The organism is Bradyrhizobium forestalis, from assembly GCF_002795245.1.
Taxonomy (GTDB): Bacteria; Pseudomonadota; Alphaproteobacteria; order Rhizobiales; family Xanthobacteraceae; genus Bradyrhizobium; species Bradyrhizobium forestalis.
In genome coordinates, this window is the sequence record NZ_PGVG01000002.1 from 1 (window position 1) to 19,523 (window position 19,523).

A 19,523-nucleotide genomic window follows, 5' to 3' on the forward strand; every position below is an offset into this window, starting at 1 on the left:
GGCGCTCGGATATCAGTCGCCCCTTGAGTTCGAAACCGCGTTCGCGCAAAACAAGGCACGATAACGTCGTGGCAACCGCACTGTCACAGGAATTATCGTGTCTCACTTAAGGGGTGCAGTCCAGTGCGCTTAATTGGCACTGTCTGCCAAGCATGAGGCCGAAGTCGCGGAGCCCGCAGCTGTAGAGGTGGCGAATGAGTGAAGTCCCTTTTTGGGTTGAGGCCTATGCAACTGGTCGTGACGAAATCTGGGAGGAGGACCCTAATTATAAGGGGTTTCTCGCTGCACTCGAAGAGCTTAAGGGCGAGACCGATCGCGGCGTTGCACTTGTGGCAACGTCTTTTCTCGACAAGGTGCTCACAGATACTCTTGCCGCCTTCATGCTTGAGAACGACAGCAGTAAGAGGATCCTTCTCGGGTTCAATGCGCCATTCGGAACATTCAGCACTCGGATAACTGGATGCCACGCGCTCGGCCTCATCAGCGACGCTGAAGTAGGGCAATGCGATATTTTTACGGAAGGTCAGGAATGAGTTTGCTCACCAAGTCGAAGTTTCGTTCCGGACCGACAAGGTTAGGGATCTCTGCAACAATCTGTTGGTGCCTGAACGCGACAAAGAGGGCGATGCTCGCCGTAAGTTCATGTCTGGAGTGATGATGCTGTTGATTCCATTGCTCAACAGGCCTTACGAGGTCGCCAAGAATCGGTTGGCGCTTGGAAAATGGAACACATCATTGTAGGTCTGGCTCTGGCACTCGATACGAGCGAGAAAGCGGTCATCTCTGAGCGAACGACTCTTGTTGGCGGTGCCAGTGCATTTAATCACAAGGGAGTGGGAGTAGTTGAGTGCACTCAATTGAGCGTTGTCTGCCAAGCCGAGAGTCAGCAGGGCAACGGCTAGCAATGCCCCAGCCTGGCCCAGCCCGGGGAGTCGTCGGGACGAAATTGGGGCAGGGCCGGCATGGCAAAACGACAAGAACGTGATAGATTCGAGCGATGCCAAAGCAAAAGCGACAGACTGGAAAAACCGGCAAGGGCGGCTTCGTTGTTGGTCGTGCCAGCTTTGCGAAGATAAGCGCTGTTGAAGGCATTCGGCTGAAGCCGGCCATGACAAAACGGGCCGCCGAAGCGGCGGCCAAGGGCCTCTCGCCGGAGGAGTATCGCCGTACGATCTTGCGCAGCTACCGCAAGGGCTAAGCGTATTCGCATGTACGATGCGATTGACGATCCCTATACCTACGAAAACTCCACCGTTCTTGTTAACAAGCTGGGTCTGCGCAAGCAGGAAGACCTCGACGATTTCGAAGCCGAAATCTCCAGCGCTCGATCGGCCGAGCCGTTGCCTGAAGGCCAACTGGACTTCGCCCACTACTGTGCCGTTCATCATCATCTTTTTCAGGACGTCTACGAATGGGCGGGGAAACCGCGGACAGTCCGAATATCCAAGCAGGGCAGTCCGTTTTGCTTTCCTGAACATATCGACGTCCAGGCGGCGAAGCTTTTTCTGCAATTGAAGGCCGACCATTTCTTGGAGAACCTGCCAGCGGCCGAGTTCGCAGTAAAGGCCGCGCACTTCCTTGCTGAGTTGAATGCCATCCATGCGTTCCGCGAAGGAAACGGGCGCTCTCAATTGTCGTTCTTTGCCATGCTGGCTGAGCGGGCAGGACATCCCCTTGATCTTGAAAGGCTCGATCCTGGTGCCATGCTTGACGCCATGATTGCCAGTTTTGACGGGGATGAAACCGAGTTAGCCCAAATCATAGCGCGCCTCGTTGGGGCATAATTCGTTGTTGCGGTAAATTCACGGATGTTGGACGGCTTCCCTGGTCATCCACGGCCAACTCGGCCTACACGCGCCACTCCCTCACGCCGCCTCCTCGCCACCCTTCGTGATGATCTCGACTTCGAAATAGCCCATGTCGCGGAGCTCGGCGGCTTTCTTCTCGGCCGCTTCCCTGGTGTCTCGCTTCAAAATGATCTGCCCGGCACCGTCGCGGGCGCAAACGAAATAAGACATGTTCGATTCCCAATTTCGTTTGCATACACACGGCCTCGGGTTCCTGCAATCATCCTCGACCTTGGTCAGCTCGTCCTCGGGCGGCTTTACGTGCGCCCGCTCGGCGAGGGTCCTGAGGCCCGGCCCCCGTCATCGGGTGGCTCCGGAAACCCGGTCCTTCGGTTCCTTCCGGGTGTTGTCCGCCATCGCAAATCTCCTTGTCCGTAGAACGTCGGACTCGACTCGTCGTTCCTTTTTTGTTCTCATTGGGCCATATTCCAAATCGCGAGGCTGAACATGCCGGACCTGGACTTTGTCAGGCGGGAGATCGAACGGATGCGCATCCAAATCGGCAGGCAGAGGAAGGAGATCCTCCAGCTGCAGCGGGCCGGCATCGGGACGGCTTCGGCCGAAGCGCTGCTGTCGCGGATGGAGGCGAAGGTCGACAGTCTCTGCGCCCAGCGCGACGCGCTGAAGGGTGCGGGGCCGCATCACAACAAGGGCAGGGTGCTCGGCGGGAGGACGTGGTGAGCAGGCGATGGTTCGACGATGAGAGGGATTTGTCGCCCTTCCTGACCGCGCTCGAGGACGTTCGCCGCAAGGCGACGCGGGAAGGGTGGTGCTATGCCCACGTCCAGGCCATCATCGTGGCGATCGACCAGTACGCGGAAGCCGCGACAGGCAACCGCGAGTATTTCCTGAACAAGCCGGTTTCGATCGGCGAGAGCCGGAAGGCCGCGGACATCCCGTGAGGGGGCATGCCCTCGTATCGTTGCTCGTGCGTCGTACGAGGGCCGCCGCTGGTCGGTCTTTCCTGCATCCCAAGCGGACCGGTCCGGAAGGCATTCTCTGCTCGTCGCTCCACACGAAGCCGAGGCACGTCGGGCCCAGCGATTACAAATCCGTAAGTCAGTTGAAAAGCAGCGTCTCAAACCTATCTCTGCGTCAGGCGGCAGCATAACAAGCCGCCCCTCAACTGACGCCCTGCCGCCGCGCTCAGAGAAGGCGAAGCTGGGTCCTTTGACATTCCCCACGCCTGGCCCCGCCTCACTGGCCTCAGAGGCAACGCCCATGGCTGCCCGCAGCTACAACCACGAACGCTGGTCGGAAGACGACGATCGGCTGCTTCGATCGATGTGTGAAACCGGGAAGAGCCTCACGCTGATGATCGTGAAGCTCAAGCGCCCCATTGCATCGATCAGGTCGCGGGCGATCGAGCTCGGCATCAATCTGCCCGGCACGCGCATCGGCCTGCGACGGAAGCGTCGAACCGCTTAACCTGCGCGCCAAGACAACGCCCGCTGAAGCGACTGGCCAGCGGCCGAGCTAGGCCGCAATCCGTTGATCGACAGGCACCGTCAGGAACTTGAGCGCTTCTGCATGTGCAAGGTCTGGAACCGCGATCGCCGTGTGGCTGTACATCGCATGCGTCCGCGATCTCGCAATCCTGTCGAGGATCTCGCTGCCTTTGATGACGTGGATGCCCATACCCTCTTCAGTTGGGAAGATCGCCAGCACCACGTCGTAAGCCGCGATGACGGCCCTGAGCGCTTCGGCCTTGTCTTCGGCGACGTCGACAAAAATACGAACATCCGCTGCGAGTTCACGCAGCTCGTCAAAATTCAGCACAGTGGGGATACTCCAACGCAACGAACCTGATTGGAGCTTGGCGGCGTTAGGTTACTGAAGCGTCAACAACGCCTGCGGAGCCACAGGTTTCACGCGGAGGTGACACGGCGGGTGGGGTCAACGGAAGTCTCGAACAGCGAAAACCCCGCCCTGGGGGGAAGCGGGGTTCTCTGGTGGGGTGAAGCTTAGGGGCTTCAATCATAAGACGCGTCAGCCGCCGAATGGTTCAAAAGAAGCGGGCATGTCCGGCATCGTTCACAGCAGGCCGGGCATCCGTGCTTGCGTTTTCGGCCTCGATGGGTTCTAAGCCCGGTCACTTCATGACTTCTGGCATGAATCAGCAGCGTGCCCCCCGCGGTCCGGCCGCATCCCCAGCAATTGCGCGCGCCCCCATTCAGAGGAATTCAGACATGGCGAAGATGACGAAGACCCAATTGATCGATGCAATTGCCGAGGGCACGCAGCTTTCGAAGAACGACGTGAAGTCGGTGATCGAGTACATGGCGACGGTCGGCTACAAGGAGCTCAACGAATCCGGCGAGTTCGTCATTCCCGGCTTCGTGAAGATGTCGGTGGTGAACAAGCCGGCGACCGAAGCCCGCATGGGCATCAATCCCTTCACCAAGGAGCCGATGCAGTTTGCGGCGAAGCCCGCGAGCAAATCGGTCAAGGCCTCGCCGTTGAAGGTGGCGAAGGACGCCGTCTGAGCCGCCGGCGCTGTCGTTGCGGCGGACTCTTTCGCGACGGCGCAACGATCAATGGCTGAAGAGGTGGTGCTCGGCTATGGCGATGCCGAACACCGCCACGACGATCAGGACAAACCGCAGCGTGCGGTCGCTCTGTCGGGGCGCGCCCTGCGGCTTCCCGCAAGCCGGGCAGACCGAAGGACCGATCGGGATTTCGTTCTCGCAGAACTCGCGGATCATCGGCGCCTCGATGACGCATCTCGCGGTGCGGGCCTCCGTCGCGCCGAACAGCTGCGCTGCGCGGTTGCCGGCCCGCTGAATTTCGGACGGTCAATGCGGAAGGCGAGACCTCGTTCCGGTCGCCGCAATCCGCCCCTCATCAAATCACCGGCTTCGCAAGAAAAACCCCGCGCTTTCGCGCGGGGCTCTTCTCACTGACGGCGTTGGGATTTCAGCGCCTGGCCGTCAGCATGCACGTAACTTAAAGTTGAATTTCCAAAAAGCAACAGCGCCGCGATGACGGAGTATGTTCGTCAGGCGGCGCTGCCGTGTGACTGGGCGCTGAAATCCCCAGCTTCCATGGGTGTTTGCTGCGCCGAAAAGGTTCAGCGCGAAAATCGCTCCCGAGGGGGCTGGACTTTTGTTCTCTCTTTGTTCTAGTGTGAGCCGCCTTGGTTGGACCATTGGGAGGTGCTCATGACCGTCGAAAAGCAGCGCGAAGTGATCAGGCTGTGGAACGAGCTCAGGAAGCTCGAGGGTCCTGCCGCAGAAGAGCTCCGCATCCAGATCCTCGAATGCTTCTCGAAGGGCAAGCCGAAGCGGGCGGCTTGATCTATCGTCGATGACACACGGCAAGGCGCAGGGGCGGCCTCGTTCTGACGGCTCGCGCTTGCTTGCCGCCGCAGAGTTTGCCCGCGAGGAGGCCTGCCGCCGACGGTGCAAGCGCACACGCTTTCATCAGTCGTTAGGAATCGCTCCGCACTGATTTTTGCGACTCCGATTCGTTCCTCGAGAACGAAATGGAGTCGGATGCAGAACAAGTTGCGCCTCCCGGCTGCGATGCGGCCGCGCGTGTCAGAACGAGACGGCGCGATGCCCGGCCCAGTCCCGCCGCTGTCTTCTCCGAAAGCAATGAGGCGAGGGGAGCGGCACGGAAGCAGGCCGGTCTGATCGAGGCGGCAAAAGCGTTTGTTAAGAACTGCTCCGCGCCGATTTCTACGATTCCGATTCGTTCTTCGAGAACGAAATGGAATCGAAGCTGGAACGAGAGCCGGTCGGTCTTTCACCGCTCCTTGCGGCAGAGGTGCCGCCTCTGGTCTGCCTAACGACAGCTTGCACGGATGCCGATAACCCTATCCGGTTAGGTTAAAAGCCCAATCGCGTTGCGCCTGCCGCGGGTTGGAGTAGGTGTCCGGCAAAGACAAGCAAGAAACGACTTTGCCAAGAAGCATTTTGCCATGACACCTTTTTCAAAGCCGTCCTTTTACCAGGGCGACCGGCACACCTACCGGCGCGTCGCCATCGTCGGCACGCTGTTCTGTCTCGCTTTCGTGGTGATCAGCTTCTCGCTGCGACCGCAGGCCGAGGACACGCGCGTTGCGGTCAAGGCCGACCGGCTGGTGCGCACGGCGGGCCAAGCGGCGCGCGCCAATTAGCGCTCCTCGCCGCAGCTGCGATCGTCGGCCGGCGCTTGCGGCCAGACGGCGCCGCGCGAGGCGAGCACCACGAAGCCGGCATAGCCGGACAGGTTGAGCAAGACTTCGAGCCAGACGGGCATGTCGGGCGTCTTTCCTTCCGCTCGGCGTGGGAAGGGCTCAACGTCCGCGCGCAATCCTGGTTCCCTGCTCTCGCAAAGAAACTCAAACGGAAGAGGAGGGGTCGAGGCGGCGGCCGAGGGTCGCGACGGACTCGCTCGACGGCTGCTTCTTCAGGAACTCGGCGATGGCCCGCGCCAGCTCGCGGTCGCTCATCGGCGTCGACGGCGGCCGCAGCGTGCCGACACCGAAGCTACGGACGATCTCGCGGTCATGCTGATCGTCGGATCTGGGAACCAACTTGCTGATACGGGTCAGCGCAATTGTGGTCTGCTGCCATTTGCTCCCGTGAAACTGAAAACCCCGCCAGCATCGCGGAGATGCTGACGGGGCTTCGTGCTGTTTGCCTCTACCGGACGGCGGAGGCTCTCGCACTCAACGAGTCAATCCGCATCCGGCGATTTCGTTCCCGCTGCATCGACATTCTTTGACCGCGGTCGGTTCCTGCCGGTTGCGCAACCATCGCAGGTGCCCGCGGTTATCCCCGCAAGACGCGAAGGAGGAAACCATGAAGAAGACACTGGCAGTTCTGGCCACCATCGCGGCCGTCGGCGTGACCGCAATCGCGGCGCCTGCGCCGGCCGAGGCGCGCCACCGCGGCATCGGCCCGGGCCTTGCATTCGGCCTTGCCGCCGGCGCGATCACCGCGGGCGCGGTCGCAGCCTCCCACCCCTATGGCTATTACGGTCCCCGCTACGGCTATTATGACGGCCCGAGCTATTATTATGGACCGGGCCCCTACGCCTATTATGGCGGACCGTACTACCGCCACCATTACCACCACTGGCGCCATTGGTAGTCGCCAATAGCGAAAAGCCCGGAGCGAGGCTCCGGGCTTTTTCCATTCGCATGCTTCGCGCTTGCTTGCGCGACGATCCTACGGCCAGAGCGATGGCCGCTCGACCTTGCGGGCGTTCTCCAGCGTCGAGACGAAATATTCTTCGCGCTCGCGCTTGAACTTTTCCTGCGTGGCACGGAAGGCGGCGACACGGGCGGCGATCTCGTCGCGCTCACGCGCTTTGCGTTCTTCGTCTTCGGTCATGTCAAATCCCCTCTACACCTGAGTATGTGCACATCTGAACCCAAGCGCTGCCGCCGCAATCACGTTGAGTCGCGTCAACACATCCATTGGCGCTCCTGAATGGGGCGTCAATGGGGAGGAGGCATTGCAGGATTGTGATAAGCGAAGGCTGGGTAAAATTGCCGGGCGCGTTGCGTTCGCGCTTGATAAGAGCGTCAACGATCTTGCCGCTTGCGCATGTTGCTGTCAGGCAAAACGAGTCGGGAGGCGTGATTGATCGCATCGGATCTTCAGCGCGGCATCGAGCGCCTCGGCGACCTGATCGCCGAGGCCAGGGCCATCGTACCGTTCACCGGCGCCGGCATCTCGACCGAGTGCGGCATTCCCGACTTCCGCTCGCCGGGTGGAATTTGGACGCGTAACCGCCCGATCCCGTTCGACGAGTTCGTTGCGAGCCAGGAGGCGCGGGACGAATCCTGGCGCCGGCGCTTTGCGATGGAGCAGATCTTCGCGGCGGCCAAGCCCGGCCGCGGCCATCGCGCACTGGCCTCGCTCTACCGCGCCGGCAAGGTTCCCGCCGTCATCACCCAGAACATCGACAATCTGCACCAGGCCTCGGGCTTTGCGCCCGAACACGTGATTGAACTTCATGGAAATACCACTTATGCGCGCTGCATCGGATGCGGGCAGTCCTACCAGCTCGACTGGGTGAAGCGCCGTTTCGACGACGATGGCGCGGCGCCCAACTGCACCGCCTGCGACGAGCCGGTGAAGACCGCCACGATCTCCTTCGGCCAGATGATGCCGGACGACGAGATGCAGCGCGCGACCGCGCTGTCGCAAGCCTGCGATCTCTTCATCGCGATCGGTTCCTCGCTCGTGGTCTGGCCGGCCGCGGGCTTTCCGGTGATGGCCAAGCGCGCCGGTGCACGTTTGGTGATCATCAATCGCGAACCGACGGATCAGGACGACATTGCCGATCTCGTCATCCATCACGACATCGGCGAGACGCTGGGGCCCTTTGTCGGCAATTGAGGCATCAGTTTGATTCGCGGCTGTGCAAGCTGTTCATAGGTTCCGGCGAATCTCTTTTTTGTCTATGCGCCGCAACCGGGAGTGTTATCTTTTGAGTCGAAAGATTCGCGTCGCGTCGAATTGAGAACATTCTCTTAAGACGCGTGATTCGAGCGCCGCCAATGTGGCGGGTTGCATGGCAGTGTGGGGTCCGGGGTTATGGGGTCGTCGGACGGATTTGAGTCCAAGAAGCTTGGAGTTCCCGGGCAGGGCACTTCGCCCGGGCGAATGACGCCGGGCGAGCACGGCGGTGCCGGCCGCGAGAGCGCACTCAGTCCGTTCAGCGGGCTTGGTGAGACCGGCGCCAATCTCGTCGAGGTCCACGGCGTCATCAAATGGTTCGACGCCTCCAAAGGCTATGGCTTCATCGTTCCCGACAATGGCTGGCCGGACGTCCTCCTGCACGTCACCGTGCTCAGGCGCGACGGCTTCCAGACGGCATATGAAGGCGCTCGCGTCGTCGTCGAGTGCATCCAGCGCGCCAAGGGTTACCAGGCCTTCCGCGTCGTCTCGATGGACGAGTCGACCGCGATCCATCCGGCGCAGATGCTGCCGCCGCGCACCCATGTCACGGTCACCCCGACCAGTGGGCTGGAACGAGCCCAGGTCAAATGGTTCAACCGGCTGCGCGGCTTCGGCTTCCTGACCTGCGGCGAGGGCACGCCGGACATCTTCGTGCACATGGAGACGCTGCGCCGTTTCGGCATGACCGAACTCAGGCCGGGCCAGTATGTCCTGGTCCGCTTCGGGCCCGGCTCCAAGGGCATGATGGCCGCCGAGATCCATCCCGAGACCGGATCGCCGGGACTGCAGTCGCACTAAGGCGCGATGAGGCGCGCGTTCGGATGACGCGCGAATCCCGCAATCGTGAGCAATTGAGGCGCGCCGGCCGGCCGGGGCGCCTCTTCCTTTTCCGGCGGCCGCCGCGTAAGGACTGGCCCAGTTCCACGCCGCGAGTGTCTCCCATGAATCTTGATCGAAAGGCCGTCTGGTCCGTTGCGAAGGGCTGGCTTGCCGCCATCCTCGTCGTCATCGTCATCGGCCTTGCCGTCACGAGCGCGCCGGTCGGCGCCGCCAGCTTCCAGCCGCTCGAGATCGTCACCAAGAACGGCGTGCAGGTGTTCTCGGTGGAAATGGCGACGACCGAGGAGGAGAAGCAGACCGGCCTGATGTATCGCAAGGAATTGGCCGACGGCAAAGGCATGCTGTTCGACTTCAATCCCGAGCAGGAAGTGTCGATGTGGATGAAGAACACTTATGTCTCGCTCGACATGATCTTCATCCGCGCTGACGGCCGCATCCTGCGCATCGCCGAGAACACCGAGCCGTTGTCGACGAAGATCATCTCGTCCCGGGGGCCCGCCCGGGCCGTGCTGGAGGTGGTGGCGGGAACGGCGCAGAAGTACGGCATCCGCCCTGGTGACCGCGTCGGCCACCCCCTGTTCGGCAGCAAATAGGACGGGCGGGCCCGGGCGATTGCCGGCCTTGCCCAGCGTTTTGGGAAGCTTGCCGGCGGCTTTGGAAGCTTGCTGGCGCTCTGGGAAGCGTGTATCGACAGGGCTCGCCGGACATTCGGGGTATAGCGCAGCCTGGTAGCGCGGCAGTTTTGGGTACTGCAGGTCGTTGGTTCGAATCCAGCTGCCCCGACCAGTCCCGAGGTTGAGGCCACTTCCGATTCCTTGGGGCGCTCGTCCCTGGAGGCGCTGGTCCTCAAGACATCATCCAACCGACAATGAGTTCGGGGATAGGTTGCGAGGCGAGGGGCAGAAACGCCCCCGCGGCCGAGGGAACGTCCTGCCGCCCGCTCCTTGCGGCATCAGCAAAGTCCTATCGAACCTTCGGGCGTCGCCATAGACAAATCTGTGTTGGGGATTTCAGCGCCCAATGTCTAAACGGACGCCGCCAAGCGATGATACTCCGCTTGCGCGGCGTTGCGCTTTTCCAGCCGCACTGGTCAGTTCGACGCGTGCCAGCCGGGCGGAAACGGGACGAACGACCAGACCGCCTGGTTGTCGTTGGCGGCTTGCGGCGGCTCCTGTGACGGCGTTCTCACCATCGGCGCGGGCGGCACCATTCGGAGCGCGAGGCGCAGACGCGCACATTGCAGTTTCATTATTGTTGTCCCCCCGCAAACCAATTGTTTCCAAACGTCCGATTGCTTGCAAAGTTCAGTCTAGAAATCACCGTGCGCCGAAACAGCGCGCTCGTTCTCAAATCACATGCATTCTAGAAAAGCCGGCGCCGGCTTTCAACCGATCGCGCCGACCCAAGAAGTAAGGTTGATCGGTTAGGTTAAGGGCGAGCGGCTGTTGCGGTCGTTTGGGTGGCTGTTATCAGGTCGGTCCCGGCCCGCGATGGGCTGCCCTTCATCTGTGCGACCACAGATCACGGTTCGTCGCGGCGCGCGTATCAGTTGAGTTCTGCGCCAGCGAGTTCTGCCCCAGCGAGTTCTGCCCATGTCTCTTGATCGCAATCTCAAGGCCGTCGGCCCGCAGTCGAGCTGGACCGAGATCTGGCATCTCTGGACAGTGATCGTGCCGCGCCGCTCCATCAATGGGCAGTTCGTGGTCGGCAAGGTCTGGCGCCGCCACGACGGCCGCGACTGGATCTACAAGAAATTCACCGAGTTCGACGGCGAAGAGGCGGCGTAGCTACCGCCTGTCTCAAGCAGCCTTCGCCTCCGCAGCCGGCTTTGCCGGTGGCGGCTTCAGCGGCTTGTCCTGCTTCTTCGACCACGAGATGTAATAGGCCACCGTCGTCATGATCGCGATGCCGGCGACGCTGACGAAGATCTGCGCGAGCAGCGAGCCCGAGCTCATCGACAGCTCGAAATGGCCGACGAAGGACAGGAACACGCCGACGCAGAACACGGCGAGCGACTGCTGGCCACAGACGATCAAGGGATCGAACACCCTCCACTCCAGCCCCGGCCACTCCTTCGGCACGAACCGGATCACCAGGATCACGATCACCACGAAATGCAGGAAGCGGTACGGCGCAAGGTTGGTCTTGTCATTGGGGTTGAAGGCCGAGAACAGCCATTCCGGGAACATGCCGCCGACGGCGGGGAAGCGGCCGGCCATAGTCATGACCAGCGCGAACAGGAGATAACCGAGGCAGACCCACAGGGTGACCGGCGAATTGATCAGCGTCATCGAGCGCCGAGCCCCGCCCATGGCGCACCAGGCGCCGAACACGAACAGCACCTGCCAGCAATAAGGGTTGAAGTACCACTGGCCGGCCGGATAGGCGTTCAGGTTCCAGCCGAAGTGGCGCGCCGCGAGCCACAGCACGATCGACAGCGCCATCGTCAAATCGGGCTTGCGCAGCATGAACCACAGCACCGGCGGAAACAGGCCCATCAGCACGATGTACAGCGGCAGCACGTCGAGATTGAGCGGCTTGAAGCGCAGGAACAGGCCCTGGCGCAGCGTCTCGGTGGCGTTGTCGACGAGGCCGGCGACGTTGAACTCGTTGATCATCTCGGAATCGCCGAAGCGCAGCGCCAGATAGCTGATCGAGGCGATGTAGATCACGAACAGGATGATGTGGGCGACATACAGCTGCCAGACCCGCTTGGTCAGCCGCGTGGCGCCGACGATGAAGCCGCGCTCCAGCATCATCCGCGCATAGACGAAGGAGGCGGTATAGCCGGAGATGAAGACGAACAGATCGGCCGCGTCGGAAAAGCCGTAGTTGCGGGTCGTGATCCAGTTCACGACGTTGTCGGGGATATGGTCGAGAAAGATCGCCCAGTTCGCGACACCGCGAAACAGGTCGAGCCTGAGGTCACGGCCCTTTTCAGGGAGCGTGGCGTTGATGTTCAGGAAGGCCATGCGACGGGGGCTCTCGAAGAGGACAAAGACGCTGATATCGGCGAAACAGTGCCGCCGGGCGGGATGCCGGCGCGGGAGGCGGGTACGCAATTGTCACGGTGCAGCATAATGACTATACCGTTGGTGAGGGTGCCCGGGGGCCGGAATCACCGATCAGTTCCCAATCGGTGTCTCTATACTATCCCCGAGATTTCCACCAACCAACTGCCACCGTGACGCATCGAAATCGAACGAAAAGACGAAGAGGCCCGGACCAGCCATGACCGCACGCATTTTCAAGCCTGCCAAGAACGCGATGCAATCCGGCCGGTCCAAGACCAAGGAATGGCAGCTTGACTACGAGCCGGAGCTGCCGCGATCGGTCGAGCCGCTGATGGGCTGGACCTCGTCGAGCGACATGAAGCAGCAGATCACGCTGCGCTTCCACAGCAAGGAAGAGGCGATCGCCTATTGCGAGCGCAAGGGCATCGCCTACCAGGTGATCGAGCCGCAGGAATCGATCCGCCGGCCTGCCGCCTATGCCGACAATTTCTCGTTCCGCCGCGGCGAGCCCTGGACGCACTGAGGGGCGGCTAATCGCCTTTGAGGGCTGTATCCTTGCGGCCGAGACGCCCGCCTTTGGCGGGCCCTCAGGATGAGGACCACGGGCGCGGCAGCAATTCCACAGGCAAGGATGCCGCTCAGCCTTATCCTGAGCGGAGACCGCGGAGCGGTCGTCTCGAAGGACGAGGACGAGGCGCTAGCTCAGGCTCCGCCAAGCCTCCCCCACCGTCCTGACCACCCTTGGCAGCGATTTCGCCCCGTGCTTCGCTGCCTCCCATGACAAGCTCATGGGCGAGGGGGGGTATGGCGGGGCGTGACCAGCTCGACGGCGTCGACCTGAAGATACTGTCCGAACTGCAGCAAGACGGGCGGGTGCGCAACAACGAGCTGGCGCTGCGCGGCGGCGTGTCCGCGCCGAACTGCCCGCGGCGGCTGAAGTCGCTGTTCAGCCGCGGCGTGATCCGGGCGGTGCGCGCCGTCATCGACGAGCGACGGCTCGGTTTTGAAGTGGTGTCGTTCGTCTCGATCCAGCTCGGCAGTCAGGCCCAGCCGGTGCTGGAGGCGTTCGAGAGCTCGATCGCCGCGATCCCGCGCATCCAGCAGTGCTGGCGGATTTCGGGCGACACCGACTATCTCCTCAAATGCGTGGCACCGAGTGTCGAGAGCATGCGCCAGCAGCTCCTGCATTTCGCCGCGATGCCGAACGTAAGGAACGTCCGCAGCTTCCCCGTGCTGGGCGTCGCAAAGGATGTGCCGCTGCCGTTGCAGGATCTCGCCGCGGCGGCGCCGGCGGGATAGGATCCGAACATTCCCACGCGGACAAACCGGCATTTCACGCAATCTGGATTGTCATAATACATGAGTCAATCACCTAACTGTGACATGTGATTTGCGAAGTCCTGCAATGCGCTGAGCCGTGATTGTCGGTTTCCCGGGCCCGCCTAGATGCCAGGCGTGACCCTCAGCGTGCCGGGCACGCCGAGGACCCTTTTGTGGGACCCTGAAGCAGGAAAAGACACCATGACATCGATTTCGAGGACGTTCGTCGCATCGGCTGCGGCGCTGTTTGGATCTGCGTTTCTCATGATGACCGCACCGGCTGCCAAGGCCGATGACTTCTGCATCACCAACGGCGCGCAGGCCGCTCACGGCTGCGGCTATCCGACGATGGAAGCCTGCCGCCAGGCCGCCGGCGGCATCGGCGGCATCTGCTCGCAGGCCGGTGGCGCGAAGACCAATAACGACGCATTCGCCTTCCAGCCGAAGCAGACCCAGTCACGCGGCAAGCTTCGCTCGGGCGGCCAGACCAACGCCAAGTGACGCCTGAATTCGAGACCGGTTTTGAATTTTGCGGCCTCCGGGGTTTATCTCGGGGGCCGTAAATTCATGAGGCGCGCGACATCGGGGTGCCGCATGTCTCATCGCAAGCCTCGGCCGCTGGCGATGCATAAGGGGAGGTACGCCGGCCCAAAATTAGACGCGGCCGTGTGAACTGCCTCACAGAGTGGCGATCCGCGCGGGTCCATGCTTTCCATCGCCCGAGTTGTAGACGGGCCGGATTGAACCCTGGGGAAGCGCGTCATGGCTCCCAACCCGATTTTCATCAGCCACCGGTCTGAATACGGCCGGATAGCCCGTGCGATGAAGAAGGTCATCGAAACCGCTTCGCACGGACAAATCGATGTCTTCATTTCGGAGGACATCCCGCGCGGCAATGAATGGCGGCCCTCTATCGAGCATCATCTTCGTACGGCGCAAAGCCTGTTTCTGCTTTACGGCGCGCCCTATGAGGACTGGTCCTGGTGCTTTTATGAAGCCGGATATTTTGTCGCCGCAAAACCGGCAGCTACCGATCGCCGGATCTTCTGTGTGATCCGCCCGAACGTGAACGCGCCGGGTCCGCTCAGCCATCTGCAGATGCTGACGAGCAAGGATCAACTCATCAAGGAGTTGATCGGCATCTTCGAGAGGAACGCCATCGACGTCGATGCCAACGAGTTGCGCGGGCTGGTCGGCAAGCTGGAGAGCAGTCTGTTCAGCGAGATCCGCGAATTCGACGGCTATCCGCGCGTGCATTTCGTGGCGTGCGACGCCGAACTCGCCCAGGGGCAGATTCCACCTGCGGCCCAGTTCACCGGCGACGACAATGTGCTCGGCGATCTCTTCACCATCCAGGCGCAGTCCGTACCCTGGTGCAAGGTCCAGAGGCTGGCAAATACCGAAACTGGAAGGCAGAACTTCGTCTACAAATGGCTCGAGGAAACCGCGCAGATATTGCTTGCGGCACGCGAGAACGAATTCGTTGCGCCGCAGGCCGTTCTGATCGGGCGCGGCGGCCGGCGCTACCGGACCTTGCTGCACCGAGCTCGTGTCCAGGGTGATGGCGATTACCGCTGCGAATTCCTGGCGATCGAGGAGGTCGGCGGGCCACTGACCGGATTGTCGAGCAAGCAGCTCTCGCTATTGACCGCCATCCGCATGGGCTACCGGTTCAGGTCCGAGATCATCCAGAAATTCCCTGCCGATTTCGACGCGCAATCGTCCGACGAGCGCGAGCGCCGGATCCAGCAGATCCCGCGCGTGATCGAGGATCTGACGGTTGAATCGCGGACACGCGGCAATATCAGCACCGAGGATTTTCTGGCGGCATTCGACGAGGTCGAATGCGAGAAGATGTCGCGTCTGCTGGACTACTGGCCGATCCTGGCCCGCGAGATGTACAGATCGCTGGGGCTGTCGAGCGACGGAAAGACCGTCATTCGGCCGGGCCTTGTCGGTTCGGACGTCGAACGTTACCGCACGGTCCTCAAGGCCATGCGGCTGCTCAACATCGAGTTCCTGTCGCGGAGTTGCGCGCGCGTCGCACAGATGATGAAGCGATCCGAGCAGGAATTGACCGACAATGCCAAGGCGCTCGAAGACGCCGTCAAGGCGCTGACCGGTCCGGATATCAAGACGGCGGCGTGACGCCCGCGCGCCTCACCGATACCGGCCGCGAAACTCGCGCGGGCTTGTGCCGGTCCAGCTGCGGAAGGCACGCGAAAAGCTCTTCTCGTTGCGGAAGCCGGCGATCTCCGCGATGCGTTTGATCGGGGTGCGGCCACGCATCAGCTCCTGTTTTGCCAGTTCGAATTTTGCTTCTTCCTTGAGATCGCGCAGCGAGGTGGACTCCTCGCGCAGGCGGCGATGCATGGTGCGGGTGGAGAGTGCGAGCTCGCTCGCGACGTCCTCGGCACCGAGGACCCGCCCGCGCGCGTTGCGCAGCACGCGGCGGACGCGCTCGACCAGCAGCCGGTCGCGCCGATAGGGCAGCACGGTCAGCCGGAGCGCGCCCTTGAGCATGTTGTCGAGATCGGCGGCGCTGCGGGTCAGCGGCAGCGAGAGATAATGCTTGTCGAAGACGATGCGGGCATGGGCCACATCGAAGCGGACGTTTCTGCAAAAGATGGTTGGATAGACCGAGACGTGGCCGGGCTCCGGATAGGGGAACTCAGCCGCGCGGAGTGCGATCTGGGAGTCGACAGCCCAACACGAGAAGCCGAGCACGTAGCGGAACAAGGTGACGAGGCAAAACTCGCGGACCGGCCCGAGGTCGCGCAGCTCACGGATCGACACGACGGCCGCCTCTTCGCCAACCTCGAGATCGAGCAGCACATCCTCGGTGACGAGGCGGTGATGCCGGCACCAACGCTTGAGCGCGATCTCCAGCGTCGGTGCGGTGATCGAGGCCCGGCACAGCATGCCATAGGTGCCCCATGGCAGCCGGCGCGAGAACCAGCCGAGCGCCTCGTCGTCGAGCTCGCGCATGGCATGGTCCGCCAGCGCCTCGAACTGGGCGGCGGTGACCCGCCCATCCGGAGAATTGACCAGCTCCGGCGCGACCTGGCCCCGGCTCAGCGCCGCCGCGGGATCGCGGCCGTATCGCTCATAAGCGGCGACCACGCCGCGGACGAAGGCGGCCGGGGTCACGGCGCGGCGCGGGATTGCGGTGGCGGCTTGAAAAGGCATCGGATTTCCCTTGGAAAATCCTCGCCAAGTTTGGCAGAAAATGCAACCTTTTCGACCGCAACAGGGCCGGGACCGGGCTAGGTTCGGACCCCAAAACACGGAGGAATCGCCTTGAACATCCCGAGCATCGATTTCGATCTGGGCGAAGACATCAGCCTGCTGCGCGACACGCTTCGCTCCTTCGTGGAGGCTGAGATCACCCCGCGCGCCGCCGCGATCGAGAAGGCTAATCTTTTCCCCGCAGACCTCTGGAAGCGCTTCGGCGACCTTGGCCTGCTCGGCATGACCGCGCCGGAGCAATATGGCGGCTCCAACATGGGCTATCTCGCCCATGTCGTCGCCATGGAGGAGATCTCGCGCGGCTCGGCGGCCGTGGGCCTGTCCTACGGCGCCCATTCCAACCTCTGCGTCAACCAGATCCGCCGCAACGGCAACGACGCGCAGCGCCAGCGCTATCTGCCCAAGCTGATCTCCGGCGAGTATGTCGGCGCGCTCGCGATGTCCGAGCCCGGCGCCGGCTCCGACGTGGTCTCGATGAAGCTGCGCGCCGACAAGCGCGGCGACCGCTACGTGCTCAACGGCTCCAAGATGTGGATCACCAATGGCGGCGACGCCGACGTGCTCGTGGTCTACGCCAAGACCGATCCGGAGGCCGGCCCGCGCGGCATGACCGCATTCCTCGTCGAGAAGGGCTTCAAGGGCTTCACCCATGGCCAGCATCTCGACAAGCTCGGCATGCGCGGCTCCAACACCTATCCGCTGTTCTTCGACGAGTGCGAGGTGCCGGAGGAGAACGTGCTCGGCAAGGTGGGCGAAGGTGTCAAGGTGCTGATGTCCGGCCTCGATTATGAGCGCGCGGTGCTCTCAGGCGGCCCGCTCGGGATCATGGCGGCCTGCATGGACGCTGTCGTGCCCTACATGCACGAGCGCAAGCAGTTCGGCCAGCCGATCGGCGATTTCCAGCTGATGCAGGGCAAGCTCGCCGACATGTATTCGACCTGGCAGGCCACGCGCGCCTATGTCTATGCGGTGGGGCGCGCCTGCGACCGCGCCGACCACGCGCGCACGCTGCGCAAGGACGCGGCGGCTGCGATCCTGTATTCCGCAGAAAAGGCGACGTGGATGGCGGGAGAAGCAATCCAGGCGCTCGGCGGGGTCGGCTACACCAGCGAATTCCCTGTGGGGCGTCTCTGGCGCGATGCCAAGCTGTACGAGATCGGCGCCGGCACCTCGGAGGTCCGCCGCATGCTGATCGGCCGCGAGCTGATGGCCGAGACGGCTTAACTCCTTCACCTCAATTGGAATCACCATGCCGCTCCATTCCAGCATCGATGCTTCTTCGTCGGATTTTGCGCGCAATGCCGAGGCCATGCGCGGCCTCGTCGCGGACTTGCGCGAAAAGCTCAGCCAGGTCGCCGGCGGCGGCGGCGAGGCCTCGCGTAACCGCCACACTTCGCGCGGCAAGATGCTGGCACGCGAGCGCGTCGACCTCTTGGTCGATCCCGGCACCTCGTTCCTGGAGCTGTCGCCGCTAGCGGCCTACGGCCTCTATGGCGGCGACGTGCATTCGGCGAGCGTCATCACGGGGGTAGGGCGCATTTCAGGGCGCGAATGCGTGATCGTCGCCAACGACGCCACCATCAAGGGCGGCACATACTATCCGATGACCGTGAAGAAGCATCTGCGCGCCCAGGACATCGCGCGGCAGAACAATCTTCCCTGCGTCTACATGGTCGATTCCGGCGGCGCCTTCCTGCCGCTCCAGGACGAGATCTTCCCGGACGAGCGCCACTTCGGCCGCATCTTCTACAACCAGGCGCAGATGTCCTCACAAGGCATACCGCAGATCGCGATCGTGATGGGCTCCTGCACCGCCGGCGGCGCCTATGTGCCGGCGATGTCGGACGAGAGCATCATCGTGCGCAATCAGGGCACCATCTTCCTCGGCGGTCCGCCGCTGGTGAAGGCCGCGACCGGCGAGGTGGTGAGCGCGGAGGAGCTCGGCGGCGCCGACGTGCATTCGCGGCAGTCCGGCGTGACCGATCACTATGCCCAGAACGACGCGCATGCGATCGGCATCGCCCGGCGTATCGTCGGCACGCTCAAGCCTTCCACGCGGCCGAATCTCAACATGCATCCGCCGCGCGAGCCGCTGTTCGCGGCGGAGGAGATCTATGGCGTGGTGCCCGTCGACGGCCGCAAGCCGTTCGACGTGCGCGACATCATCGCTCGCGTCGTGGACGGCTCCGAGTTCGACGAGTTCAAGAAGCTCTATGGCACGACACTGGTGTGCGGCTTCGCCCATATCTGGGGCTATCCGGTCGGCATCATCGCCAACAACGGCATCCTGTTCAGCGAGAGCTCGCTGAAGGGCGCGCATTTCATCGAGCTGTGCTGCCAGCGTGGCATTCCCCTGGTGTTCCTGCAGAACATCACCGGCTTCATGGTCGGCAAGAAATACGAAGCCGGCGGCATCGCGCGTGACGGCGCCAAGCTGGTGACGGCGGTTGCGACCGCCTCGGTGCCGAAATTCACCGTCGTGATCGGCGGCTCCTACGGCGCCGGCAATTACGGCATGTGCGGCCGCGCCTACGCGCCGCGCTTCCTGTGGATGTGGCCGAACGCGCGCATCTCGGTGATGGGCGGCGAGCAGGCCTCGATGGTGCTGAGCCAGGTCCGCCGCGACAATATCGAGGCCAAGGGCGATAGCTGGTCCAGGGAAGAGGAAGACAAATTCCGCGAGCCCATCCGCGCGCAATATGAGAGCCAGGGGCACCCCTATTACGCGACCGCGCGTCTCTGGGACGACGGCGTGATCGACCCGGCTGATACGCGGCTCGTGCTCGGGCTTGGCCTCTCGGCGGCGTCGAATGCCCCGATCGAGCCGACGAAATTCGGCCTGTTCAGGATGTGAT

The 19,523-nt window shown here is 62.6% G+C and carries 28 protein-coding genes and 1 tRNA gene; 20 read left to right on the forward strand and 9 right to left on the reverse strand.

Annotated features, from left to right (window positions below; genetic code table 11):
- The first annotated feature begins 194 nt into the window (after positions 1-194).
- Positions 195-533 carry a hypothetical protein gene (locus CVM73_RS02295; protein ID WP_100230413.1) on the forward strand — a complete coding sequence of 113 codons (339 nt, stop codon included), beginning with the start codon at positions 195-197 and terminating at the stop codon, positions 531-533.
- A gap of 675 nt (positions 534-1,208) precedes the next feature.
- Complete coding sequence (locus CVM73_RS02305) at positions 1,209-1,784, forward strand: Fic/DOC family protein (RefSeq protein WP_100230415.1); 576 nt, start codon at positions 1,209-1,211, stop codon at positions 1,782-1,784.
- Between the two features lie 81 nt (positions 1,785-1,865).
- Here the strand turns inward: CVM73_RS02305 and CVM73_RS39620 are convergent, their stop codons facing one another.
- Positions 1,866-2,018, reverse strand: a complete 153-nt coding sequence (locus CVM73_RS39620) for a hypothetical protein (RefSeq protein ID WP_158237531.1) — start codon at positions 2,016-2,018, stop codon at positions 1,866-1,868.
- A gap of 315 nt (positions 2,019-2,333) precedes the next feature.
- Between CVM73_RS39620 and CVM73_RS02310 the strand changes: the two genes are divergently transcribed.
- The 3 genes from CVM73_RS02310 to CVM73_RS02320 all read left to right on the forward strand — a co-directional run bounded on the left by CVM73_RS02310 (position 2,334) and on the right by CVM73_RS02320 (position 3,275).
- Positions 2,334-2,528, forward strand: a complete 195-nt coding sequence (locus CVM73_RS02310) for a hypothetical protein (protein WP_245452195.1) — start codon at positions 2,334-2,336, stop codon at positions 2,526-2,528.
- Positions 2,525-2,749, forward strand: a complete 225-nt coding sequence (locus tag CVM73_RS02315) for a hypothetical protein (protein ID WP_100230777.1) — start codon at positions 2,525-2,527, stop codon at positions 2,747-2,749. Before CVM73_RS02310 ends, CVM73_RS02315 begins: the two co-directional genes overlap by 4 nt.
- A gap of 319 nt (positions 2,750-3,068) precedes the next feature.
- Positions 3,069-3,275: a hypothetical protein gene (locus CVM73_RS02320; RefSeq protein WP_100230417.1), complete on the forward strand. Its 207-nt coding sequence runs from the start codon at positions 3,069-3,071 to the stop codon at positions 3,273-3,275.
- A 48-nt stretch (positions 3,276-3,323) separates the two neighbouring features.
- Here the strand turns inward: CVM73_RS02320 and CVM73_RS02325 are convergent, their stop codons facing one another.
- Positions 3,324-3,626 carry a hypothetical protein gene (locus CVM73_RS02325; RefSeq protein WP_100230418.1) on the reverse strand — a complete coding sequence of 101 codons (303 nt, stop codon included), beginning with the start codon at positions 3,624-3,626 and terminating at the stop codon, positions 3,324-3,326.
- 410 nt (positions 3,627-4,036) lie between these two features.
- On the opposite strand from CVM73_RS02325, the gene CVM73_RS02330 reads away from it, so the two are divergent.
- Positions 4,037-4,333: an HU family DNA-binding protein gene (locus tag CVM73_RS02330; protein WP_008558895.1), complete on the forward strand. Its 297-nt coding sequence runs from the start codon at positions 4,037-4,039 to the stop codon at positions 4,331-4,333.
- A gap of 48 nt (positions 4,334-4,381) precedes the next feature.
- Here CVM73_RS02330 and CVM73_RS39625 read toward each other — a convergent pair whose 3' ends face one another.
- Complete coding sequence (locus CVM73_RS39625) at positions 4,382-4,552, reverse strand: hypothetical protein (protein ID WP_158237532.1); 171 nt, start codon at positions 4,550-4,552, stop codon at positions 4,382-4,384.
- 456 nt (positions 4,553-5,008) lie between these two features.
- On the opposite strand from CVM73_RS39625, the gene CVM73_RS41450 reads away from it, so the two are divergent.
- Together CVM73_RS41450 and CVM73_RS02345 are read left to right on the forward strand one after the other, a co-directional pair.
- Positions 5,009-5,143 carry a hypothetical protein gene (locus tag CVM73_RS41450; RefSeq protein ID WP_283809884.1) on the forward strand — a complete coding sequence of 45 codons (135 nt, stop codon included), beginning with the start codon at positions 5,009-5,011 and terminating at the stop codon, positions 5,141-5,143.
- A 626-nt stretch (positions 5,144-5,769) separates the two neighbouring features.
- The gene (locus CVM73_RS02345) at positions 5,770-5,967 is read left to right on the forward strand and encodes a hypothetical protein (RefSeq protein WP_100230422.1); all 198 of its coding nucleotides are present in this window, start codon (positions 5,770-5,772) and stop codon (positions 5,965-5,967) included.
- Here CVM73_RS02345 and CVM73_RS41455 read toward each other — a convergent pair.
- Positions 5,964-6,089: a hypothetical protein gene (locus tag CVM73_RS41455; RefSeq protein WP_100230423.1), complete on the reverse strand. Its 126-nt coding sequence runs from the start codon at positions 6,087-6,089 to the stop codon at positions 5,964-5,966. The genes CVM73_RS02345 and CVM73_RS41455 overlap by 4 nt on opposite strands.
- A gap of 82 nt (positions 6,090-6,171) precedes the next feature.
- Complete coding sequence (locus tag CVM73_RS02355; RefSeq protein ID WP_245452196.1) at positions 6,172-6,366, reverse strand: hypothetical protein; 195 nt, start codon at positions 6,364-6,366, stop codon at positions 6,172-6,174.
- Positions 6,367-6,634: 268 nt separating this feature from the next.
- On the opposite strand from CVM73_RS02355, the gene CVM73_RS02360 reads away from it, so the two are divergent.
- On the forward strand, positions 6,635-6,925 hold the full coding sequence (locus CVM73_RS02360; RefSeq protein ID WP_100230424.1) for a hypothetical protein: 291 nt from the start codon (positions 6,635-6,637) through the stop codon (positions 6,923-6,925).
- A 78-nt stretch (positions 6,926-7,003) separates the two neighbouring features.
- Here the strand turns inward: CVM73_RS02360 and CVM73_RS39945 are convergent, their stop codons facing one another.
- Positions 7,004-7,168, reverse strand: coding sequence for a hypothetical protein (locus CVM73_RS39945; protein ID WP_162832225.1), 165 nt, complete (start codon positions 7,166-7,168; stop codon positions 7,004-7,006).
- Positions 7,169-7,420: 252 nt separating this feature from the next.
- Between CVM73_RS39945 and CVM73_RS02365 the strand changes: the two genes are divergently transcribed.
- From CVM73_RS02365 to CVM73_RS02380, 4 genes are all read left to right on the forward strand, one after another.
- Positions 7,421-8,182 carry an SIR2 family NAD-dependent protein deacylase gene (locus tag CVM73_RS02365; RefSeq protein ID WP_100230425.1) on the forward strand — a complete coding sequence of 254 codons (762 nt, stop codon included), beginning with the start codon at positions 7,421-7,423 and terminating at the stop codon, positions 8,180-8,182.
- A 198-nt stretch (positions 8,183-8,380) separates the two neighbouring features.
- Complete coding sequence (locus CVM73_RS02370) at positions 8,381-9,043, forward strand: cold-shock protein (RefSeq protein ID WP_167406575.1); 663 nt, start codon at positions 8,381-8,383, stop codon at positions 9,041-9,043.
- 143 nt (positions 9,044-9,186) lie between these two features.
- The gene (locus tag CVM73_RS02375; protein ID WP_100230427.1) at positions 9,187-9,678 is read left to right on the forward strand and encodes a DUF192 domain-containing protein; all 492 of its coding nucleotides are present in this window, start codon (positions 9,187-9,189) and stop codon (positions 9,676-9,678) included.
- A gap of 116 nt (positions 9,679-9,794) precedes the next feature.
- Positions 9,795-9,871: transfer RNA gene (locus CVM73_RS02380), tRNA-Pro, on the forward strand.
- Between the two features lie 304 nt (positions 9,872-10,175).
- Here the strand turns inward: CVM73_RS02380 and CVM73_RS39950 are convergent.
- The gene (locus CVM73_RS39950; protein ID WP_167406576.1) at positions 10,176-10,334 is read right to left on the reverse strand and encodes a hypothetical protein; all 159 of its coding nucleotides are present in this window, start codon (positions 10,332-10,334) and stop codon (positions 10,176-10,178) included.
- Positions 10,335-10,677: 343 nt separating this feature from the next.
- Here CVM73_RS39950 and CVM73_RS02385 point away from each other — a divergent pair, with 343 nt between their 5' ends.
- Positions 10,678-10,872 (forward strand): hypothetical protein, encoded by a 195-nt coding sequence (locus CVM73_RS02385; RefSeq protein WP_100230428.1) that lies wholly within the window; start codon positions 10,678-10,680, stop codon positions 10,870-10,872.
- A gap of 12 nt (positions 10,873-10,884) precedes the next feature.
- Here CVM73_RS02385 and CVM73_RS02390 read toward each other — a convergent pair whose 3' ends face one another.
- Positions 10,885-12,057, reverse strand: a complete 1,173-nt coding sequence (locus tag CVM73_RS02390) for an OpgC domain-containing protein (RefSeq protein ID WP_100230429.1) — start codon at positions 12,055-12,057, stop codon at positions 10,885-10,887.
- Between the two features lie 259 nt (positions 12,058-12,316).
- Here CVM73_RS02390 and CVM73_RS02395 point away from each other — a divergent pair, with 259 nt between their 5' ends.
- From CVM73_RS02395 to CVM73_RS02410, 4 genes are all read left to right on the forward strand, one after another.
- Complete coding sequence (locus CVM73_RS02395; RefSeq protein WP_100230430.1) at positions 12,317-12,622, forward strand: ETC complex I subunit; 306 nt, start codon at positions 12,317-12,319, stop codon at positions 12,620-12,622.
- A gap of 281 nt (positions 12,623-12,903) precedes the next feature.
- Positions 12,904-13,398, forward strand: a complete 495-nt coding sequence (locus CVM73_RS02400) for an Lrp/AsnC family transcriptional regulator (RefSeq protein ID WP_100230431.1) — start codon at positions 12,904-12,906, stop codon at positions 13,396-13,398.
- A gap of 222 nt (positions 13,399-13,620) precedes the next feature.
- Positions 13,621-13,920: a DUF3551 domain-containing protein gene (locus CVM73_RS02405; protein WP_100230432.1), complete on the forward strand. Its 300-nt coding sequence runs from the start codon at positions 13,621-13,623 to the stop codon at positions 13,918-13,920.
- Positions 13,921-14,181: 261 nt separating this feature from the next.
- The gene (locus tag CVM73_RS02410; protein WP_100230433.1) at positions 14,182-15,567 is read left to right on the forward strand and encodes a TIR domain-containing protein; all 1,386 of its coding nucleotides are present in this window, start codon (positions 14,182-14,184) and stop codon (positions 15,565-15,567) included.
- Between the two features lie 12 nt (positions 15,568-15,579).
- Here CVM73_RS02410 and CVM73_RS02415 read toward each other — a convergent pair whose 3' ends face one another.
- A complete protein-coding gene (locus CVM73_RS02415; RefSeq protein WP_100230434.1) occupies positions 15,580-16,608 on the reverse strand; it encodes an AraC family transcriptional regulator in 1,029 nt (342 codons plus the stop codon).
- Between the two features lie 111 nt (positions 16,609-16,719).
- On the opposite strand from CVM73_RS02415, the gene CVM73_RS02420 reads away from it, so the two are divergent.
- Together CVM73_RS02420 and CVM73_RS02425 are read left to right on the forward strand one after the other, a co-directional pair.
- Positions 16,720-17,892 (forward strand): isovaleryl-CoA dehydrogenase, encoded by a 1,173-nt coding sequence (locus CVM73_RS02420; protein WP_167406577.1) that lies wholly within the window; start codon positions 16,720-16,722, stop codon positions 17,890-17,892.
- 25 nt (positions 17,893-17,917) lie between these two features.
- Positions 17,918-19,522 carry a carboxyl transferase domain-containing protein gene (locus CVM73_RS02425; RefSeq protein WP_100230435.1) on the forward strand — a complete coding sequence of 535 codons (1,605 nt, stop codon included), beginning with the start codon at positions 17,918-17,920 and terminating at the stop codon, positions 19,520-19,522.
- Position 19,523 lies beyond the last annotated feature (1 nt).

Bases quoted from the DNA above. Each gene is read 5' to 3' on its own strand.
- CVM73_RS39620 (WP_158237531.1), bottom strand. From the start codon at position 2,018: ATGTCTTATTTCGTTTGCGCCCGCGACGGTGCCGGGCAGATCATTTTG.
- CVM73_RS02395 (WP_100230430.1), top strand. From the start codon at position 12,317: ATGACCGCACGCATTTTCAAGCCTGCCAAGAACGCGATGCAATCCGGC.
- CVM73_RS02385 (WP_100230428.1), top strand. From the start codon at position 10,678: ATGTCTCTTGATCGCAATCTCAAGGCCGTCGGCCCGCAGTCGAGCTGG.
- CVM73_RS02375 (WP_100230427.1), top strand. From the start codon at position 9,187: ATGAATCTTGATCGAAAGGCCGTCTGGTCCGTTGCGAAGGGCTGGCTT.
- CVM73_RS02405 (WP_100230432.1), top strand. From the start codon at position 13,621: ATGACATCGATTTCGAGGACGTTCGTCGCATCGGCTGCGGCGCTGTTT.
- CVM73_RS02345 (WP_100230422.1), top strand. From the start codon at position 5,770: ATGACACCTTTTTCAAAGCCGTCCTTTTACCAGGGCGACCGGCACACC.
- CVM73_RS02390 (WP_100230429.1), bottom strand. From the start codon at position 12,057: ATGGCCTTCCTGAACATCAACGCCACGCTCCCTGAAAAGGGCCGTGAC.
- CVM73_RS02425 (WP_100230435.1), top strand. From the start codon at position 17,918: ATGCCGCTCCATTCCAGCATCGATGCTTCTTCGTCGGATTTTGCGCGC.
- CVM73_RS02330 (WP_008558895.1), top strand. From the start codon at position 4,037: ATGGCGAAGATGACGAAGACCCAATTGATCGATGCAATTGCCGAGGGC.
- CVM73_RS02370 (WP_167406575.1), top strand. From the start codon at position 8,381: ATGGGGTCGTCGGACGGATTTGAGTCCAAGAAGCTTGGAGTTCCCGGG.
- CVM73_RS41450 (WP_283809884.1), top strand. From the start codon at position 5,009: ATGACCGTCGAAAAGCAGCGCGAAGTGATCAGGCTGTGGAACGAGCTC.
- CVM73_RS02320 (WP_100230417.1), top strand. From the start codon at position 3,069: ATGGCTGCCCGCAGCTACAACCACGAACGCTGGTCGGAAGACGACGAT.
- CVM73_RS02360 (WP_100230424.1), top strand. From the start codon at position 6,635: ATGAAGAAGACACTGGCAGTTCTGGCCACCATCGCGGCCGTCGGCGTG.
- CVM73_RS02410 (WP_100230433.1), top strand. From the start codon at position 14,182: ATGGCTCCCAACCCGATTTTCATCAGCCACCGGTCTGAATACGGCCGG.
- CVM73_RS02400 (WP_100230431.1), top strand. From the start codon at position 12,904: ATGGCGGGGCGTGACCAGCTCGACGGCGTCGACCTGAAGATACTGTCC.
- CVM73_RS02295 (WP_100230413.1), top strand. From the start codon at position 195: ATGAGTGAAGTCCCTTTTTGGGTTGAGGCCTATGCAACTGGTCGTGAC.
- CVM73_RS02415 (WP_100230434.1), bottom strand. From the start codon at position 16,608: ATGCCTTTTCAAGCCGCCACCGCAATCCCGCGCCGCGCCGTGACCCCG.
- CVM73_RS39625 (WP_158237532.1), bottom strand. From the start codon at position 4,552: ATGATCCGCGAGTTCTGCGAGAACGAAATCCCGATCGGTCCTTCGGTC.
- CVM73_RS02310 (WP_245452195.1), top strand. From the start codon at position 2,334: ATGCGCATCCAAATCGGCAGGCAGAGGAAGGAGATCCTCCAGCTGCAG.
- CVM73_RS41455 (WP_100230423.1), bottom strand. From the start codon at position 6,089: ATGCCCGTCTGGCTCGAAGTCTTGCTCAACCTGTCCGGCTATGCCGGC.
- CVM73_RS39950 (WP_167406576.1), bottom strand. From the start codon at position 10,334: ATGAAACTGCAATGTGCGCGTCTGCGCCTCGCGCTCCGAATGGTGCCG.
- CVM73_RS39945 (WP_162832225.1), bottom strand. From the start codon at position 7,168: ATGACCGAAGACGAAGAACGCAAAGCGCGTGAGCGCGACGAGATCGCC.
- CVM73_RS02305 (WP_100230415.1), top strand. From the start codon at position 1,209: ATGTACGATGCGATTGACGATCCCTATACCTACGAAAACTCCACCGTT.